The sequence below is a fragment of the Microvirga ossetica genome (genome assembly GCF_002741015.1).
In the GTDB taxonomy this organism is placed as follows: Bacteria; Pseudomonadota; Alphaproteobacteria; order Rhizobiales; family Beijerinckiaceae; genus Microvirga; species Microvirga ossetica.
Genome location: NZ_CP016616.1, coordinates 3,966,756 through 3,985,315 on the forward strand (window position 1 = coordinate 3,966,756; position 18,560 = coordinate 3,985,315).

Annotated in this window: 15 protein-coding genes; 5 read left to right on the top strand and 10 right to left on the bottom strand. The window is 64.6% G+C overall.

All coding sequences use genetic code 11. The features are described from left to right. Nucleotide 1 precedes the first annotated feature (1 nt). Nucleotides 2–3,187: an efflux RND transporter permease subunit gene (locus tag BB934_RS18970; protein ID WP_099511026.1), complete on the top strand. Its 3,186-nt coding sequence runs from the start codon at nucleotides 2–4 to the stop codon at nucleotides 3,185–3,187. A gap of 66 nt (nucleotides 3,188–3,253) precedes the next feature. After that, nucleotides 3,254–4,525: an adenylate/guanylate cyclase domain-containing protein gene (locus BB934_RS18975; protein WP_099511027.1), complete on the top strand. Its 1,272-nt coding sequence runs from the start codon at nucleotides 3,254–3,256 to the stop codon at nucleotides 4,523–4,525. Between the two features lie 45 nt (nucleotides 4,526–4,570). On the opposite strand, the gene BB934_RS18980 is transcribed toward BB934_RS18975, so the two are convergent. The 7 genes from BB934_RS18980 to BB934_RS19010 all read right to left on the bottom strand — a co-directional run bounded on the left by BB934_RS18980 (nucleotide 4,571) and on the right by BB934_RS19010 (nucleotide 11,880). Further along, on the bottom strand, nucleotides 4,571–5,590 hold the full coding sequence (locus tag BB934_RS18980; protein WP_099511028.1) for a S1C family serine protease: 1,020 nt from the start codon (nucleotides 5,588–5,590) through the stop codon (nucleotides 4,571–4,573). Nucleotides 5,591–5,756: 166 nt separating this feature from the next. Continuing rightward, nucleotides 5,757–7,460: an ABC transporter substrate-binding protein gene (locus BB934_RS18985; protein ID WP_237050345.1), complete on the bottom strand. Its 1,704-nt coding sequence runs from the start codon at nucleotides 7,458–7,460 to the stop codon at nucleotides 5,757–5,759. Between the two features lie 154 nt (nucleotides 7,461–7,614). Then, nucleotides 7,615–7,896 (bottom strand): DUF2160 domain-containing protein, encoded by a 282-nt coding sequence (locus tag BB934_RS18990; protein WP_099511030.1) that lies wholly within the window; start codon nucleotides 7,894–7,896, stop codon nucleotides 7,615–7,617. A 10-nt stretch (nucleotides 7,897–7,906) separates the two neighbouring features. Further along, on the bottom strand, nucleotides 7,907–8,683 hold the full coding sequence (locus BB934_RS18995) for a carbohydrate ABC transporter permease (protein WP_099513029.1): 777 nt from the start codon (nucleotides 8,681–8,683) through the stop codon (nucleotides 7,907–7,909). 104 nt (nucleotides 8,684–8,787) lie between these two features. Then, on the bottom strand, nucleotides 8,788–9,684 hold the full coding sequence (locus BB934_RS19000; protein ID WP_099511031.1) for a carbohydrate ABC transporter permease: 897 nt from the start codon (nucleotides 9,682–9,684) through the stop codon (nucleotides 8,788–8,790). Then, complete coding sequence (locus tag BB934_RS19005; RefSeq protein WP_099511032.1) at nucleotides 9,681–10,781, bottom strand: ABC transporter ATP-binding protein; 1,101 nt, start codon at nucleotides 10,779–10,781, stop codon at nucleotides 9,681–9,683. Before BB934_RS19005 ends, BB934_RS19000 begins: the two co-directional genes overlap by 4 nt. Before the next feature lie 10 nt (nucleotides 10,782–10,791). Beyond that, a complete protein-coding gene (locus BB934_RS19010) occupies nucleotides 10,792–11,880 on the bottom strand; it encodes an ABC transporter ATP-binding protein (protein ID WP_099511033.1) in 1,089 nt (362 codons plus the stop codon). Between the two features lie 435 nt (nucleotides 11,881–12,315). On the opposite strand from BB934_RS19010, the gene BB934_RS19015 reads away from it, so the two are divergent. Together BB934_RS19015 and BB934_RS19020 are read left to right on the top strand one after the other, a co-directional pair. Next, a complete protein-coding gene (locus BB934_RS19015) occupies nucleotides 12,316–13,104 on the top strand; it encodes an SDR family NAD(P)-dependent oxidoreductase (RefSeq protein WP_099511034.1) in 789 nt (262 codons plus the stop codon). A gap of 128 nt (nucleotides 13,105–13,232) precedes the next feature. Next, nucleotides 13,233–14,621, top strand: a complete 1,389-nt coding sequence (locus BB934_RS19020) for an FAD-binding oxidoreductase (RefSeq protein ID WP_099511035.1) — start codon at nucleotides 13,233–13,235, stop codon at nucleotides 14,619–14,621. A gap of 8 nt (nucleotides 14,622–14,629) precedes the next feature. On the opposite strand, the gene BB934_RS19025 is transcribed toward BB934_RS19020, so the two are convergent. Next, nucleotides 14,630–15,202, bottom strand: coding sequence for a peroxidase-related enzyme (locus BB934_RS19025; protein WP_099511036.1), 573 nt, complete (start codon nucleotides 15,200–15,202; stop codon nucleotides 14,630–14,632). A gap of 122 nt (nucleotides 15,203–15,324) precedes the next feature. Here BB934_RS19025 and BB934_RS19030 point away from each other — a divergent pair, with 122 nt between their 5' ends. Further along, nucleotides 15,325–16,125: an enoyl-CoA hydratase gene (locus BB934_RS19030; RefSeq protein WP_099511037.1), complete on the top strand. Its 801-nt coding sequence runs from the start codon at nucleotides 15,325–15,327 to the stop codon at nucleotides 16,123–16,125. Between the two features lie 7 nt (nucleotides 16,126–16,132). Here the strand turns inward: BB934_RS19030 and BB934_RS19035 are convergent, their stop codons facing one another. Both BB934_RS19035 and eda read right to left on the bottom strand, forming a co-directional pair. Then, a complete protein-coding gene (locus BB934_RS19035) occupies nucleotides 16,133–17,776 on the bottom strand; it encodes an acyl-CoA synthetase (protein WP_099511038.1) in 1,644 nt (547 codons plus the stop codon). Between the two features lie 97 nt (nucleotides 17,777–17,873). Then, entirely contained in the window at nucleotides 17,874–18,539 is a 666-nt protein-coding gene (eda, locus tag BB934_RS19040; protein ID WP_099511039.1) for a bifunctional 4-hydroxy-2-oxoglutarate aldolase/2-dehydro-3-deoxy-phosphogluconate aldolase, read from the bottom strand. Nucleotides 18,540–18,560 lie beyond the last annotated feature (21 nt).

Here is an 18,560-nt window from a genome sequence, read left to right on the forward strand (position 1 = left end):
CATGCGCTTCGCCCACTTCTTTGTCGATCGGCCGATCTTCGCAACGGTCCTGTCGGCGCTCTTCCTGATCATCGGCGGCATCGCCTACACCACTCTGCCGGTCGCGCAGTATCCCGACATCGCACCGCCCACCGTCGTGGTTCGGGCGAGCTACCCTGGAGCGGATGCGCAGACGGTCGCCGCCACCGTCGCGACGCCGCTGGAGCAGCAGATCAACGGCGTCGAGAACATGCTCTACATGTCGTCCTATTCCACGGGCGACGGCGCCATGGCGCTGACGATCTCGTTCAAGCTCGGCACCGATCTCGACAATGCTCAGGTGCTGGTTCAGAACCGGGTCGCGATCGCCACGCCGCGCCTGCCGGAAGAGGTGCGACGCCTCGGGGTGACGACGCTCAAGAGCTCGCCCGACCTGATGATGGTCGTGCACATGCTCTCGCCGGACGGGTCCTACGATCAGCTCTACGTCTCGAACTATGCCCGTAACTACGTGCGCGACATCCTCCTGCGCCTCGACGGCGTGGGCGATCTCATCATCTTCGGCGAGCGGCAATATTCGCTGCGCATCTGGCTCGATCCCGAGAAGCTCGCATCCTTCGGCATGTCGTCGAGCGAAGTGGTCAAGGCGATCCAGGAGCAGAACGTCCAAGTTTCCGGCGGCGCCCTGGGGCAGGAGCCGACACCGTCGGATTCCGCGTTCCAGCTCACGGTCACGACTCAAGGCCGCTTCGAGGATCCGCGCCAGTTCCGGCAGATCATCGTTCAGGCTACGCCCGAGGGTCGCCTCGTCAGGCTGCAGGACGTCGCGCGCATCGAGCTCGGCGCCCAGGATTACGTGACGAATTCCTATCTGAACGGCAAGCCGGCCGTTGCGCTTGCGATCTTCCAGCGGCCGGCCACCAATGCGCTCGCCGCATCGGATCAGATCATCAAGACCATGGAACAGCTCAAGGAGGGGTTCCCGCCCGGGATCGCCTACCAGATCGTTTACAACCCGACGGAATTCATCGCCGACAGCGTGAACGAGGTCTACAAGACGCTGTTCGAGGCGACGGCCCTTGTCGTGATCGTGGTGTTCGTGTTCCTGCAGAGCTGGCGCACGGCGATCATCCCCATCGTCGCGATCCCCGTCTCCCTGATCGGCACCTTCGCGTTCATGGCGGCCCTCGGCTTCTCGATCAACACACTGACCCTGTTCGGCATGGTGCTCGCCATTGGCATCGTGGTCGACGATGCCATCGTGGTGGTGGAGAACGTCGAGCGCAACATCGCCCTCGGCATGTCGCCGCGGGACGCGGCCCATGCCACCATGGACGAAGTCGGCACCGCGCTCGTGGCCATCGCGCTCGTTCTCGTGGCGGTCTTTGTGCCGACAGCCTTCATTCCCGGCATCTCGGGGCAATTCTACCGTCAGTTCGCCCTGACCATCGCCGTGTCGACGGTCATTTCGGCCTTCAATTCCCTGACGCTCTCGCCGGCGCTGGCCGCATTCCTGCTCAAACCACACAACCATGAGCCGTCCCGCAACCCGCTCGTGCGCTTGGGCAACAGATTGGCGAACGGCTTCAACCGCGGATTCGACGTGACGTCGAACGGCTATGCCAGAGCGGTGGGAACATTGGTGCGGCACAAGTTCATCGTTCTGCCGGTCTATGTCGGGCTTCTCGCCGGGACCGTCTGGATCTCCAACCACGTGCCGCGCGGATTCATTCCGACCCTGGATCAGGGCTATGCCATCGTCGTGATCCAGCTGCCCGACGGCTCCTCCCTGTCGCGCACCGACGCGGTGGTGCAGCGAGCCTCCAAGATCATGCAGGAAACGCCGGGCGTTCAGAACGCAGTGGCCTTCGCAGGCTTCTCCGGCGCCACCTTCACCAATGCCACCAATGCAGCTGCGATCTTCGCCGGATTCAAGCCGTTCGACGAGCGGGTCAGGGACGGCAACTCGGGAATGAAGATCATCGGCGACCTCTTCGCCCGCATGCAGCAGATCGAGGAGGCGTTCATCATCGCCATCCCGCCGCCGCCGGTGCGCGGCCTCGGCAATTCCGGCGGCTTCAAGGTGCAGCTTCAGAACCGCACCGGGGACGACGTGCGTGGAATTCTCGCAGTCGCGTATCAGCTGATGGGTCAGTCGCGGCAGAACCCGAATCTCGCCGGCGTCTTCACCACATTCTCGGCCAATTCGCCCCAGGTCTATCTGGAGATCGACCGGCAGAAGGCGAGCATCCTCAACGTGCCGATCCCGAACATCTTCGAGACCCTCCGGATCAATCTCGGCACTGCCTATGTGAACGACTTCAACGCCTTCGGCCGCGTCTATCAGGTGCGCGCCCAGGCCGACCAGCGCTTCCGCATCGATCAGGAGGACATCAACCGGCTGCGTGTCCGCTCCTCGACCGGCGCGCTCATCCCGCTGGGGACGCTCGTCGAGATGCGGGAGGTGTCGGGCCCTGCTCTCGTTCAGCGCTACAACATGTTCACGTCGGTGGCGCTGCAGGGCGATGCGGCTCCGGGCGTGTCCTCGGGCGACGCGCTCGACGCCATGGAGACCCTGATCCGGCAAAGTCTTTCACCCAGCATGGGCTTCGAATGGACGGAACTGGCGTTCCAGGAGCGGCAGACCGGCAACACGGCGGTGTACATCTTCGGGCTCTCGGTGCTGTTCGTCTTCCTCGTGCTCGCGGCGCAGTACGAAAGCTGGTCGCTGCCGATCGCCATCATCCTGATCGTGCCGATGAGCGTGCTCTCCGCGCTGATCGGCGTGATGATCCGCAGGCAGGACAACAACATCCTGACCCAGATCGGCCTCGTGGTCCTGGTCGGTCTCGCCGCGAAGAACGCTATCCTCATCGTCGAGTTCGCCAAGCAGGCGGAAATCGAGGGCAAGACGCCGGTGGAGGCTGTAGTCGAGGCCTGCCGGCTGCGGCTGCGTCCCATCCTGATGACGGCCTTCGCCTTCATCCTCGGCGTGCTGCCGCTGGTGATCGCGACCGGGCCGGGCGCGGAGATGCGGCAGGCGCTCGGCACGGCGGTCTTCGCCGGCATGCTCGGCGTCACCGTGTTCGGGCTGTTCCTGACGCCGGTCTTCTACGTGGCCGTGCGCCTCCTGGTGTTGTGGATGTTCAGGCGGAGGGTCCCGAAGCGGCCGGACGCCTCCGGTGCCAGGCCGACGCCGGCCGAATAGGCAGGTCGCTTGACCGCTCGACCGGCTGCCATAGATCGCCGGCGGAAACGGGTGTGAGGAGTTTCCATGGACACTGCCCAGGCATCGAGCATCGCGCGATGGGTGACGGAGACGGGTCTGACCGGCACGACGGAGCCCGAGCTCCTTCGTGGCTTCTGCGACCGCCTCGTCGCCGCAGGCCTGCCCGTCGGGCGGGTGAACATTCTCATCGACACCCTTCACCCGATCCACGAGGGACGTGTCTTCCGCTGGCGCCGCGACGACCAGGGCGATCTCGCTCCCGTTATCGAATATGGCCGCACCAATGTGGAAGGGGAGGCGGCCGATAATTGGCGCCGGAGCACCTATTATCACCTGCTGCGCTGTGGCGACGATTTCCTGCGCAGACGGATCGGCAACGGCGAGGTCGAGGATTTCTCCATCCTCACGGACCTGCGCGCGGAAGGCCAGACCGACTATCTCGCCCTGATTCATCGCTTCGCGGCGGAAGGTGCCATCGGCGAGATGGATTGCTTCTATTCGTCCTGGATCACGGATGCGGCGGGAGGCTTCTCCGACGAAGACATGGCCCTTCTGCGCGAACTGGCATCGCCGCTCATGCTCGCCATGAAATGCGCCTCGCTCGCGCGCATCGCCAAGACCCTCGTCGAGACCTATCTCGGCCGCGATGCCGGCCGTCTTGTGCTGAACGGGCAGATTGCCCGCGGCGTCACCGACCGGATCCAGGCGGTCCTGTGGTTCAGCGACCTGCATGGCTTCACTCACATCACGGAGACCGCGGATCCGGAGCAGATCATCCCGTTCCTGAACGATTATGCCGAGGCGATCATCTCGTCGATCTACGAGGCAGGCGGCGATGTGCTGAAGCTGATCGGCGACGGAACGCTCGCGATCTTCCGGTGTGAGGATGCAGCCGAATCCTGCCGGGCCGCGCTCAAGGCCGAGCAGCTGATGCGCTCGCGGGTCCGCGCACTGAACGAACAGCGCCTGTCGTGCAACCAGCCGGTGACCTCCGCCTATCTCGGCCTGCACATCGGCGAGGTCTTCTACGGCAATATCGGAAGCCAGGACCGCCTCGATTTCACGGTCGTGGGTCCTGCGGTGAACGAGGTCAGCCGGATCGGCGCTTTGTGCCGCTCCGTCGAGCGGGACGTCCTGGTGTCGTCGGCCTTCCATGCGACAGCCTCGCCCGGCGACCGGGAGTGCCTGGTCTCCGTCGGTCGTTACGCGCTGCGAGGCGTCGCCCGGCCGCAGGAGTTGTTCACACTCGATCCGTCAACCCTCGAAGAGGAAGCCGATGCGTCGGCTTCTGCGAGCGACACCAAATCTCATTGCTGAGACCTTGTCCGATTCCGCCCGCCGTCTTCCGTGCACCCGTCGCGTTCACGCAGCCTTCGTTCTGCGCTCGACCGGCGTAATGGTCACATTGCGCATCTCGCCTTTTCTGAGAAGCACGAGTTCGACGAACCGCCCGATCCGCTCGCCGTTCAGGAGACGCACGAGATCGTCGACGCCGCCGACCGGCTCGCCGTCGAGCGAGAGGATGACATCGCCCTGCTCGAGCCGGGCCTGCTCCGCCGGGCTTCCCGGCTCCACGGCCGCGACCGCCACGCCGAAATTGTCCACCAGGCCCGCCGCGTAGGTGACGCGCCGGGGCAGGGGAACGGTCTGGCCCGCGACGCCGATCGAGGCCCTGCGGACGCGTCCGTGGCGGATGAGCTCGGACACGACGAAGCTCGCGGTGTTGCTCGCGACCGCAAAGCAGATGCCCTGCGCGCCCATGATGACGGCGGTGTTGATGCCGATCACCTGGCCGGAGGTCGCAACCAGCGGGCCGCCGGAATTGCCCGGGTTGAGGGCGGCATCGGTCTGGATCACGTCGTCGATCAGCCGCCCCGACTTCGCCCGCAGGCTGCGCCCAAGCGCCGAGACCACGCCGGCGGTCACCGTCGATTCGAAGCCGAGCGGGTTGCCGATGGCGATGGCGATCTGGCCGCGCTTCAGCAGCTTGGAATCGCCAAGGGCGGCGAAGGGAAGCCAGTCGCCGTTGGCGCGCAGCAAAGCAAGGTCGGTATCAGGATCGTCCCCGATCACGCGCGCCTCGATGGGCCGTCCGTCGGATCCGGTCAGCCTCGCCTCGCGTGCACCCTGCATCACATGGCTGTTGGTGAGCAGCAACCCGTCGGGCGAGATGATGACGCCGGATCCCATTCCGGCGCCGCGGCCGGATACTTGCGGCTCGACCCGGACGACGGCCGGGCCGATGCGGTCGACGACTGCCGTCACGGCCCGCGAATAGGCGTCGAGGCGCGCATCGTCTGTCTGCTGCTCGGGAGTTGGCGATTGCGGGGTCGACGATGCGCCGCCCGCATCGAGAAGAAAGGTTGGAGTGCGTTCGAGCATGGGGCTCTCCGAATGATAACGCTATTTCACATCATGTGGTGATGCGGTCCCCATGAGCCAAGAGTCCAAACCAACAACCTGAATTGCTCCCGCATCATGGCAGGAGTTGATCCAAGCGGTCGTTCATGAAAAAGGCCCCGCCCTTTGGGGGCGGGGCCTGGCTTCGTCAGCTGCGCTTCGGCGGCGAGGCGGGCCAGCTCTTGATGAGCGTGTCGTAATCCACCGTTTCCCCCTTCGGCTTCTCGTTGGCGAGCTTGGGCTGCGGCGCGATCGTGCCGGCAGCCGCAGCTTTCTTGATCCAATCCTCGGCCGAGGTCTTTGGGTTCATCTTCGGTCCGCATTCGCCCTGCACATTGGCGCGCTCGAGACGGGTGAGCACGTCGTCTTGTGCTGCCGCCAGAGCGTCCATCGCTTGCTGCGGGGTCTTCGCGCCCGAGGCCGCGTCGCCGATGTTCTGCCACCAGAGCTGCGCGAGCTTCGGATAGTCGGGCACGTTGTTGCCGGTCGGCGTCCATTGCACGCGGGCGGGCGAGCGGTAGAACTCGACGAGGCCGCCGAGCTTCGGCGCACGTTCCGTCATCGACGGATGCCAGATGTCGCTTTCGCGGATGAAAGTGAGGCCCACATGGCTCTTCTTCAGCGAGACCGTCTTGGAGGTGACGAACTGGGCATAGAGCCAGGCCGCCTTGCGGCGGTCGACGGGAGTCGACTTCAGCAGCGTCCACGATCCCGCGTCCTGGTAGCCGAGCTTCATCCCGTCCTTCCAGTACGAGCCGTGAGGCGAGGGGGCCATGCGCCATTTCGGCGTGCCGTCCGCGTTCACCACGGGAAGACCCGGCTTCACCATGTCGGCGGTGAAGGCCGTGTACCAGAAGATCTGCTGGGCGATGTTGCCCTGCGCCGGCACCGGCCCCGATTCGGAGAAGTTCATGCCCTGCGCTTGAGGCGGGGCATATTTCTTCATCCAGTCGAGATACTTGGTGATCGAGTAGACGGCAGCTGCGCCGTTGGTATCCCCGCCGCGGTCGACGGAGGAGCCGACCGGACGGCAGCCTTCCATGCGGATGCCCCATTCATCGACGGGCAGGCCGTTCGGAATGCCCTTGTCGCCGTTGCCCGCCATGGAGAGCCAGGCATCGGTGAAGCGCCATCCGAGCGACGGGTCCTTGCGGCCGTAATCCATGTGGCCGTAGACCTTGACGCCGTCGACATCCTTCACGTCGTTGGTGAAGAATTCGGCGATGTCCTCATAGGCCGACCAGTTCACCGGAACGCCGAGATCGTAGCCGTACTTGGCCTTGAACTTCTCCTTGAATTCCGGGCGCTGGAACCAGTCGTAGCGGAACCAGTACACGTTGGCGAATTGCTGGTCCGGCAGCTGGTACATCTTGCCGTCGGGCGCGGTCGTGAAGGACTTGCCGATGAAGTCGGCGATGTCGAGGGTCGGCGAGGTGACGTCCTTGCCTTCGCCCGCCATCCAGTCGTCGAGGGCGATAGCCTGCTTATAGCGGAAGTGGGTGCCGATGAGATCGGAATCGTTGACCCAGGCATCGTAGATGTTGCGTCCCGACTGCATCTGCGTCTGGATCTTCTCCACCACGTCGCCTTCCTGGATCAGGTCGTGGGTGAGCTTGATGCCGGTGATCTCGGAGAACGCCTTGGCCAGCGTCCGCGCCTCGTATTCATGGGTCGTGATGGTTTCGGAGACCACATTGATCTCCTGGCCCGCGAAAGGCTTGGCCGCATTCACGAACCATTCCATCTCCTTCAGCTGCTCGTCCTTGGAGAGCGTCGAGGGCTGGAATTCGCTGTCGATCCAGCGTCGGGCTTCCTCCATGCCGGCAAGGGCAGCGGTGCTGCCGAGCGCCATGGCGAGGGCGCTTGTCGTGACGAAGTGTTTCAGGCGCCGGTGAGATTGGGTGAGTTTCATTCGTTCCTCCCAAGTAATGCCCTGGCCGGCTTGCGCGCTGGTCTTGTTCCCTCCGGTCCGGGCAAACCGGAGGGCGTTCTTGAGCCGATCCCTCCTAGACGTAGCGGAACACGAAGGCCGCGTAGAGAAGCGAAAGGCCGGAAGCCCACCACAGGCCTGGGCCGATGAGGCCCAGCCAGGCGAGGTGGATGAAGGCCGCACCGAGAAGCGAGATGAAGAGACGGTCGCCGCGCGTCGTCGGGATGCGCAGCACGCCGACGCGCTCCGTTTCCGGACGATAGACCGCGAGCAGGGTCATGATCAGCAGCAGGCTCGCGATCCCGACGAAGAAGAGACCGGTCTGCCAGGTCCAGGCCATCCAGGCGAGATCGGGCATGCGAACCTCCTCAGACTCGGCCCAGGGCGAAGCCCTTGGCGATGTAGTTGCGGACGAACCAGATCACGAGCGCGCCGGGCACGATGGTGAGCACGCCGGCGGCGGCGAGCAGACCCCAATCCATGCCGGAAGCCGAGATCGTGCGCGTCATGGTGGCCGCGATGGGCTTGGCATTGACCGAGGTCAGCGTGCGCGCCAGCAGCAGCTCGACCCAGGAGAACATGAAGCAGAAGAAGGCGGCGACCCCGATGCCGGAGGCGATCAGCGGCATGAAGATCTTTATGAAGAACCGACGAAACGAATAGCCGTCGATGGCGGCGGTCTCGTCGATCTCCCGCGGCACGCCCGACATGAAGCCTTCGAGAATCCACACGGCCAGCGGCACGTTGAAGAGGCAATGCGCCAAAGCGACGGCCCAGGGCGTGTCGAAGAGCCCGATGGCGGAATAGAGATTGAAGAAGGGCAGGGCGAACACCGCCGCCGGCGCCATGCGGTTGGTGAGCAGCCAGAAGAACAGATGCTTGTCGCCCAGGAATTTATAGCGGGAGAAGGCATAGGCCGCAGGCAAAGCAAAGGAGATCGACAGCACCGTGTTGATGATCACATAGGTGAGCGAGTTGATGTAGCCCGAGTACCAGCTCGCATCGGTGAAGATCTTGATGTAATTGTCGAAGGTGATCTCCCGCGGCCAGAGCGTGAGGCCGGAGGTGATCTCCGTGTTCGTCTTCAGGCTCATGTTCACGAGCCAGTAGATCGGCAGCATCAGGAACAGGAGATAGAGGGTCATGACGACCGTGCGCCCGCTGACCCGCGGACCGGACAGGGCGCGGTTGGCGGCGAGAGGCGCCGCGGTTGGCTTCACATCGGAGGTGCCGACGGCGATGGTGCCTGTCATGCTTCGACCCTCTCGCGTTCGGCATCCACATTGGTCATGACGGTGTAGAAGACCCAGCAGATGGCGAGAATGATCAGGTTGTAGACCAGCGACATGGCGGCCGCCTTGCCGAGGTCGAACTGGCCCAGCGCCAGCTTCACCAGATCGATCGACAGGAAGGTGGTGGCGTTGCCGGGGCCGCCGCCGGTGATCACGAAGGGCTCGGTGTAGATCATGAACGAATCCATGAAGCGCAGCAGCACCGCGATCAGCAGCACGCGCCGCATCTTCGGCAGCTGGATCGTACGGAAGACCGCCCAGCGGGAAGCGCCATCGATGCGGGCGGCCTGGTAATAGGCGTCGGGAATGGATTTCAGGCCGGCATAGCAGAGCAGGGCGACGAGGCTCGTCCAATGCCACACATCCATGACGATGAGCGTGACCCACGCGTCGATGGGATCGTTCGTGTAATTGTAGTCGATGCCGAGACGATTGACGGTCCAGCCGAGAAGGCCGATGTCGCTGCGGGCGAAGACCTGCCAGATCGTGCCGACCACGTTCCACGGAATCAGCAGCGGCAGCGCCATGAGCACGAGGCAGAGCGCGACCGTCCAGCCTTCGCGTGGCATGGCGAGCGCCACGGCGATGCCGAGCGGCACCTCGATCGCGAGGATGATCGCCGAGAAGAGCAGGGTGCGCCAGAGCGCGCCGAAGAAGCGGCCGCCAAGCTCGGTCGAGGGATCGAGCAGTTCCTGGAACCAGCCGATGCCGTTCCAGAAGAACTGATTGTTGCCGAAGGTGTCCTGAACCGAATAGTTGACCACGGTCATCAGCGGCAGGATTGCGGAAAACGCCACGATGGCGAAGACCGGCAGGACGAAGAACCAAGCCCTGTTGTAGACGGTCTTCGTCATGCCCTGTGCCCTCCGAGAGCCTCGCCGGCCACCAGATGCCCATTGGCATAGATGTGGACATGGCCGGGATCGAGTGCGAGCGCAGCCTCGCTCCCCTCGATGGAAATGCCGTCCGGAACGCTGGCGGCAAGGGGCCGTCCGCCCATCTCCACCCGGGCGATCCGCGCACGCCCGATATCGTCGATGCGCCGCACCTGGACCGGCAGTCCCGATCCCTTCGGCTGGAGCCGCACGAATTCGGGCCGGATGCCGAGCTCCACCTTCTCCCCGGCGGAGAGCGTGCGGTAGACCCGCTGCAAGGGGATCGCTTCGTTGCCGATGAAGGCGGTGGCGCCCTCGACGCGACAGGGGAGGATGTTCATGCCCGGCGAGCCGATGAAGTGGCCCACGAAGGTATGGGCCGGGCGCTCGAACAGCTCGTCCGGCGTGCCGGTCTGGACCACGGCGCCGTCATGCATGACCACCACCTTGTCGGCGAAGGTGAGCGCCTCGGTCTGATCATGCGTGACATAGATCATGGTGATGTCGAGCGCGCGGTGGATTTCCTTCAAGGTCGAGCGGAGCTGCCATTTCAGATGCGGATCGATCACGGTGAGCGGCTCGTCGAATAGGATCGCCGCCACGTCGTGACGAACGAGGCCGCGTCCGAGCGAGATCTTCTGCTTCATGTCGGCGGTAAGGTTGCTCGCCTTGCGGTCGAGCACGCGGGTGAGATCGAGAAGGCGGGCGATCTCCTCCACCCGCTGGGCCGTCCTGTCGCGCGGCACATGTCGGTTCTTGAGCGGGAAAGCCAGATTTTCGCGCACCGTCATGGTGTCGTAGACGACCGGAAACTGGAACACCTGGGCGATGTTGCGCGCTTCTGTCGGAAGGTCCGTCACGTCGAGATCGTTGAAGAGCACGCGCCCGCGCGTCGGGCGGACCAGTCCCGAGATGATGTTGAGTAGCGTGGTCTTGCCGCAGCCCGAGGGGCCGAGCAGGGCGTAGGCGCCGCCCTGGCTCCACACATGGTTGATTTCCTTGAGCGCGTAATCGTCCGCTTTGCGCGGATCGGGTCTGTAGGCGTGAGCGAGATGATCGAGCGTGATGCGGGCCATCTATCTCTCCTCAAGCCGCCTTCTGGGCGGGATCCGCAGCCGCGAGGCGGCCTGCCGAATCGAAGAGGAACAGGTGCCGCGGGTCGATAGAGGCGGTCACTGCGGATTTCGGCTCCAGCCGTCTCACGCCCGGGACGAGCGCCACGAGGCGGTGGTCGCTGGCATCGAGGTGGACATAGCTCTCCGACCCAGTGATCTCGGCGACGGAGACGATGGCCGGGATGGCGATCTCGTCGGAGGCGCCCGGTTCCAGCATGAGGTGATGGGCGCGGAAGCCGACGGTGTAGTCCCCGTCGGGGACCGCGGCGAGGGGGCCGACAGCCCGGATCTGCCCGCCGGTGCTCAAGGTCGCGCTGCCGCCTTTGATGTGAACCTGCAAAGTATTGAGCGGCGGATCCGAGAAAACCCGCGCCGTGGTGAGATCGGTAGGGTGGCGATAGACCTGCGGCGTCGGCCCGAACTGCGTCACGCGTCCTTGAAACAGGGTGGCCGTGTTGCCGCCGAGCAGGAGCGCTTCGGTCGGTTCCGTCGTGGCATAGACGAAGATCGCACCCGACGCCGCGAAAACGCGCGGCAGTTCCTCGCGTAGTTCCTCGCGCAGCTTGTAGTCCAGATTGGCGAGAGGCTCGTCGAGCAGCACGAGATCGGCGCGCTTCACCAGGGCGCGCGCGATGGCGGTGCGCTGCTGCTGGCCGCCGGAAAGGTTCAGCGGCTTGCGGTCGAGATAGGGTTCGAGCTTCAGAAGCTTGGCGGCTTCGCGCACCCGCGTCTCGATCTCCTGCGCCGGAACCCGCGAAACGCGCAGCGGCGAGGCGATGTTCTCGTAGACATCGAGCGAGGGGTAATTGATGAATTGCTGGTAGACCATGGCAACGCTGCGGCGCTGCACCGGCCAGCCCGTCACGTCCTGGCCTTCGACGAGTACGCGGCCGCTCGTCGGCGCATCGAGCCCGGCCATGAGGCGCATGAGCGAGGTCTTGCCGGCGAGCGTTGCGCCGAGCAGCACGTTGAGGGAGCCCCGTTGAAGGGTCAGGTTGACGTCGTCGATATGAACCGTTGCCCCGACCTTCTTCGAGACGCCTTCGAGAACGAGACTCATCGGCACGTTCCCGGGATTCTGGCAGGATCCGAAAGAGGAGGGAAAGCATAGGCGGAGATGATCGCGGCGTCATGTTCCGCCGCGTTTCGGGCCATGTCATGCCCGCATGCGCTACCACTCACCGCGACGTCGAACGTCACCGATTCTTGCGGACCCAAGAGCGCTTCTCCCGGCTGCAGGCCTTCGAGGCCTGAGCTTACTTTTATTATTATAGTGAAGGTATCTTGCCCCCAAAGCGAAAGCAACAGGCTGGGCTTAAGGCAAAACTGGTCTTTGACTGGACTGAATTCACGAGCCCCTTCAAACGGCGAGATCCTGCCGTCGTTCGGTATTTTTGAACTGAAGCGACGCTCCGGGAGTTCAAGCACCACGTGCCGGTTGCGCTCTTCTCCACCCGTGGCCGGAGCATTCCTTCGAACCGGCTGGGAGACAATCATGCCAGAAACTGCAAAGCCGTTTGCCATCGTCACCGGTGCCTCTTCCGGCATCGGATATGAACTCGCGAAGCTCTGTGCCCAGAAGGGCTACGATCTGCTGGTTGCGGCCGATCGTGCCGCCATCCACGACGCAGCCAAGGAATTCCGGACGCTCGGCGCCAAGGTCGAGGCCGTCGAGGTCGACCTTTCCAATCCGGAGGGAGTCGACAAGCTTTATGCGGCTGCCAAGGGCAGGCCGGTCGATGCACTTCTGGCCAATGCCGGGCACGGGCTCGGGCACGCCTTCCTCGACCAGGATTTCGCCGAGGCCCGCCATGTGATCGACACCAACATCACCGGTACGATCTACCTTCTCCAGAAGGTCGGGCGCGACATGCGCACGAAAGGCGAGGGAAAGATCCTGATCACCGGGTCGATCGCCGGCTTCATGCCGGGCACGTTCCAGGCGGTCTACAACGGCACCAAGGCTTTCATCGATTCCTTCTCGTTCGCCCTGCGGGCGGAGTTGAAGGACAGTGGCGTGACCGTCACCTGTCTGATGCCCGGCGCCACGGAGACGGAGTTCTTCGAGCGCGCCGGCATGGAGGATACGCAGGTCGGCCAGGCCAAGAAGGATGACCCCGCCTATGTGGCGAAGGTCGGGTTCGATGCCATGATGAATGGCGAAGGCGACGTGGTGAGCGGCTGGAAGAACAAGTTTACGACCATCCTCGCCAACGTGACGCCGGCCGGCATGCTGGCCGAGCAGCACCGCAAGATGGCGGAGCCGGGATCCGGAAAGCGCTAAGCGAAACTTTGATTCGCCGAGCCTGCCGGCGGGTGCATCCTCGCTGATGCCGAGTTGACGATTGCGGCCCGATCCTTCAGGAGCGATAGCCGCAATCGGAAAGACACGGCGACCGCGAGGGATCTCAGATGACCGAGCCGAAGGACCTGCTGCAGCGCCTGACAGGGCTTCTGGGCCCGGCGGCCGTCATTGCCGAAGGACCCGATCTCCAGCCTTATGCGGTCGACTGGCGCAAGCTCTTTCCGGGAAAGCCGGCCTGCGTCGTGCGCCCGTCCTCGACCGAGCAGGTGGCCCAGGTCGTGCAGATCTGCCGCGAGGCCGGCGCCGTCATCGTGCCCCAGGGCGGCAATACGGGGCTCGCCGGCGGCGCGGTTCCGGACGCCTCGGGCAGGCAGGTCGTCCTCTCCCTCAATCGCATGGCGGCGATCCGCCATGTCGATCCCGTCGGCCTGACCATCGAGGCCGAGGCCGGCTGCATCCTGAAAGTGGCGCAGGACGCTGCGGCCTCGGCAGGCCGCCTCCTGCCGATCAGCCTGGCGGCCGAAGGCTCGGCCACCATCGGCGGGGTTGTGTCGGCCAATGCGGGCGGCGTGAACGTGCTGCGTTACGGCATGACCCGCAGCCTCGTGCTCGGGCTCGAGGTGGTCCTGCCCGACGGCACCATCGTCAATGGCCTGCGCCGGCTGCGCAAGGACAATGCGGGCTACGATTGGAAGCAGCTCTTCATCGGCAGCGAGGGCACGCTCGGCATCGTCACGGCGGCGATCCTGCGGCTGTTGCCGCGGCCGAAGCATTCTGTAACCGCGCTGCTCTCCATCGCCGATCCGGCCGCCGCCCTGCGGCTTCTGGAACTCGCCCAGGACGAGCTCGGCGACCAGATCTCGGCCTTCGAGCTGATCTCGGCCACCTCCATGCAGCTCGTCGCCAAGCATGCGGGCCTGAAGCCTCCCATCACTGAGGGCGAATGGTTCGTGCTGATCGAGGCGGCGTCCGGCCTGGCGGGCCTGCGCGAAGCGGCGGAGGCGATGCTGGGCTCGGCCTTCGAGCAGGAGATCGCCCTCGACGGCGTCATCGCCGAGTCGGGCGCCCAGGCGGCGCAGCTCTGGGCCCTGCGCGAGCATGTGACGGAATCCGAGGCGCGGGAGGGCAAGAGCGTCAAGCACGACGTCTCCGTGCCGCTGACGGAGGTTCCACGCTTCCTCGTCGAGGCCGGGGAGGCGCTCGCTGCCGGCGCTCCGGGTACGCGCGTGAACGCCTTCGGCCATCTCGGCGACGGCAACATCCACTACAACATTCTCGTCGATGCCGGTCACGATGCGGGCCTCGTGAACCGCATCGTGCACGACGTCGTCGCAGCCCTCGGCGGCAGCATCTCGGCGGAGCACGGCATCGGGCAATATCGCGTCGGCGAACTCGCCCGCTATCGCGCCCCGGCCGAGATGGAGCTCGCCCGCACGATCAAGTGGGCGCTCGATCCCGACAACAGACTCAATCCGGGCAAGGTGATCCTGCCCTGAGATCCCGCTCAGCCACGGCCGAGCGAATAGAACTCGTCGTTCGGCCGCATGTTGGTGACGTTGGCGAGCCGGTTCGACATGGCGAAGAAGGCGGCAATCGCCGCGATGTCCCACACGTCCTCGTCCTTAAAGCCGTGGGCGCCGAGGGAGGCGATATCGGCATCGCCGACGGAATGAGCCTCGAGGGCCACCTTCATGGCGAAGTCGAGCATGGCCTTCTGCCGGGGCGTGATGTCGGCCTTGCGGTAATTGACGGCGACCTGATCGGCGATCAGCGGGTTCTTGGCGCGGATGCGCAGGATCGCGCCATGGGCGATGACGCAGTACTGGCACTGATTGGCATTGCTGGTCGCCACCACGATCATCTCGCGCTCGGCCTTGGTGAGATTGCCGGGCTTGTCCATCAGCGCGTCGTGATAGGCGAAGAAGGCGCGAAACTCGTCGGGCCGGTGAGCCAGCACCAGAAAGACGTTCGGCACGAAGCCGGATTTCTCCTGAACCGCCAAGATTCGCGTACGGATGTCCTCCGGCAGATCCGGGATCTCCGGAACGGGAAAGCGGCTGATCGGCGGCTTGCTCACAGGTGAACCTCTTCTTGTCGAAACCCGGTGCGAGGCGGCTGTCCTCGCGGGTCTTATTGCCAGATCGAGCTTATTCGGGTTGGATCTGGCAAACAACGTGCCCGGATCAGGAGAAAACCATCATGAGTGCCCAGCTGTCCGTTGCCGGCGAGGCCATTCTCCTGCGCGAGGATCGGGATGGAGTCGTGACGCTGGTTCTCAACCGGCCCGCCAGGTTCAACGCCCTGTCCGAGGAGATGCTGTCGGCGCTGCAGGCGGCTCTGGATGATATCAAGGATGACGACACCGTGCGCTGCGTCGTTCTCGCGGCGTCCGGCAAGGCCTTCTGCGCCGGGCACGACCTCAAGCAGATGCGCGCCAATCCGCGCCAGGATTACTACGAAACTCTGTTCGCCCAATGCAGCCGCGTCATGCAGTCCATCGTCGATCTCCCGGTCCCCGTCATCGCCCGGGTTCACGGCATGGCGACGGCGGCAGGCTGCCAGCTCGTCGCGACGTGCGATCTCGCCGTGGCCTCCGAGAGCGCCACCTTCGCTGTTTCCGGCATCGATGTGGGGCTGTTCTGCTCGACGCCGGCGGTCGCGCTTTCGCGCAATGTGGCGCCCAAGCATGCCTTCGACATGCTGGTGACGGGACGCTTCATCTCATCGGCCGAGGCTTTGTCCTTCGGCCTCGTCAATCGCGTCGCGCCGGATGCGGAGCTGGACAAGGCCGTGGCCGCCCTGACGGCCGATATCTGCGCCAAAAGCCCTGTGGCGATCCGCACGGGCAAGGCGATGTTCGCGCGTCAGCGTTCCATGAGTCTCGAGGAGGCCTATACTTACGCAGGCAACGTCATGGCCTGCAACATGATGGCCGAGGATGCAGCCGAGGGCATCGACGCCTTCATCGAGAAGCGCAAGCCCGTGTGGAAGGGGCGCTGAGGCGTTCCTATGTCCCTTCGGCCTTGTGAGCCCGCGCCATCTCGCGCAGCTGGAACTTCTGGATCTTGCCGGTGGAGGTCTTCGGCAGCTCCGTGAAGATCACCGTGCGCGGGCATTTATAGGAAGCGAGGTGCTCTCGGCACCAGGCGACGATATCCTCCGGCGACACGGATTGATCGGGCTTCAGCTCCACGAATGCGCAGGGGGTCTCGCCCCATTTCTCGTCCGGAACCGCCACCACGGCCGCAGCCTGAATGGCCGGGTGCTTGTAGAGCGCATCCTCCACCTCGATGGAGGAGATGTTCTCGCCGCCTGAGATGATGATGTCCTTCGAGCGGTCCTTTAGCTGCACGTAGCCGTCGGGATATTTCACGCCGAGATCGCCGGAATGGAACCAGCCCCCCTCGAAGGCCTTGGCGGTTCCGGCCGGGTTCTTGAGATAGCCCTTCATCACCACATTGCCGCGGAACATGACCTCGCCGAGGGTCTTCCCATCGGAGGGCACCGGCTGCAGGGTTAGGGGGTCGAGGACGTCGAGCTCTTCCAGAACCGGATAGCGCACGCCCTGCCGGGCCTTCTTCGCCGCATAGTCGGATGGATCGAGCGCTTCCCATTCCTCATGCCATTCGTTGACAACTGCAGGGCCGTAGACCTCCGTCAACCCGTAGAGATGCGTCACGTCGAAACCTGCGGCTTTCATCGCCGCCAGCACCGCCTCCGGCGGCGGCGCGGCGGCCGTCATGAATTTGACCATATGCGGCAGGGGCCGCTTCTCCCCGGCGGGCGCATTGAGCAGCGTCGACATGACGATCGGCGCGCCGCACAGATGCGTGACGCCGTTGTCGGCGAAGGCGTCGTACATGGGCTTGGCCCGCACGGCGCGCAGGCAGACATGGGTGCCGGCAACGATGGAGAGCGACCAGGGGAAGCACCAGCCGTTGCAGTGGAACATGGGCAGCGTCCACAGGTACACAGGGTGCTGCCCCATTCCGGCGGTGAGGATGTTGCCGAGGGAAAGAAGATAAGCGCCGCGATGATGATAGACGACACCCTTCGGATCGCCGGTGGTGCCGGAGGTATAGTTCAGGGTGATCGCATCCCATTCGTCCCGCGGCGGGCTCCATGCGAAGTCCGGGTCTCCTTCGGCAAGGAACTCCTCGTATTCCATGGAGCTCAGGCGCTCACCGGCGCCCGTGAATTCAGGATCGTCGTAATCGATCACGAGCGGCTTGCTCGCGCTCGATGCAAGGGCCGCCTTGACGGTGGCCGAGAATTCCCGGTCCGTGATCAGCACTTTGGCCTCGCCGTGCGCGAGCGAGAAGGCGATGATCTTGGCATCGAGGCGAGTGTTGAGCGTGTTGAGCACGGCACCCGTCATCGGGACACCGTAATGGCATTCGAGCATGGCGGGAGTATTGGGCAGCATGACCGACACCGTATCGCCGCGGCCGATACCGCGTCGGGCCAGGGCCGATGCAAGGCGCCGGCTGCGGGCGTAGAAATCGCGGTAGTTCCGTTGCAGCGCGCCGTGAACGACGGCGATGCGTTCAGGGTGGACGGCGGCGGCGCGCTCCAGGAACGCCAGCGGCGTCAGCGGCTGGTAGTTCGCCGGGTTCTTGTCGAGGTTGGTGTCGTAGATCGTAGAGGCCACCGTCGTTCCTCCTTGAGCGAGCGAGTATTGCTACAGGAGAGGAGGCTGACAATCCTGCGAAATGTCAGCGTCCCGTCACCATCGGGCGAGCTGCCTGTCAATCCTTGACGGATACCACCGCGCGCTGGGCTTTCGACGTGATTTCGTCCCAGGCCTGGGCGCGAATGTCGGAGGTCGGGCAGACCCAGGATCCGCCGACGGCGACCACATTCGACAAGGCGAGCCAATCGCGCGCGTTCTTCTCGTCGATCCCGCCCGTCGGGCAGAAGCGCGCCTGCGGGAAGGGACCGGCAAGAGCCTTCAGGGCCGGAATGCCGCCGGCTGCGACGGCCGGGAAGAACTTGACCGTCTGGAAGCCGTGAGCGAGGGCCGCCATGAGCTCGGATGCAGTGGCGATGCCCGGGATGAAAGGCATCTCGCTTTCGGACGCCGCTTCGAGGAGATCCGGCGTGGCACCGGGGCTCAGGGCATAACGCGCACCGAGCTTCCGGGCGCGCTCCAGGTCGTTGGGCGTGAGAACGGTGCCGATGCCGACGACAGCCTCCGGCACGTCCTGGATGATGGCGGCTGCGGAATCCGCGGCTGCCGGGGTGCGCAGGGTGATCTCCAGAAGACGCAGGCCGCCGGCCACGAGGGCACGTGCAAGCGGAACCGCATCCTCGACGCGCTCCAGGGTGATAACCGGAACGATGGGACCGTGGCGCAGCAGGTCGGCCAGCTTCTTGTTGCGGGAGCCGGAGAGATCCGTCGGGTTCTGGGTCATGTGAGGAGCTCCTTCATGGGC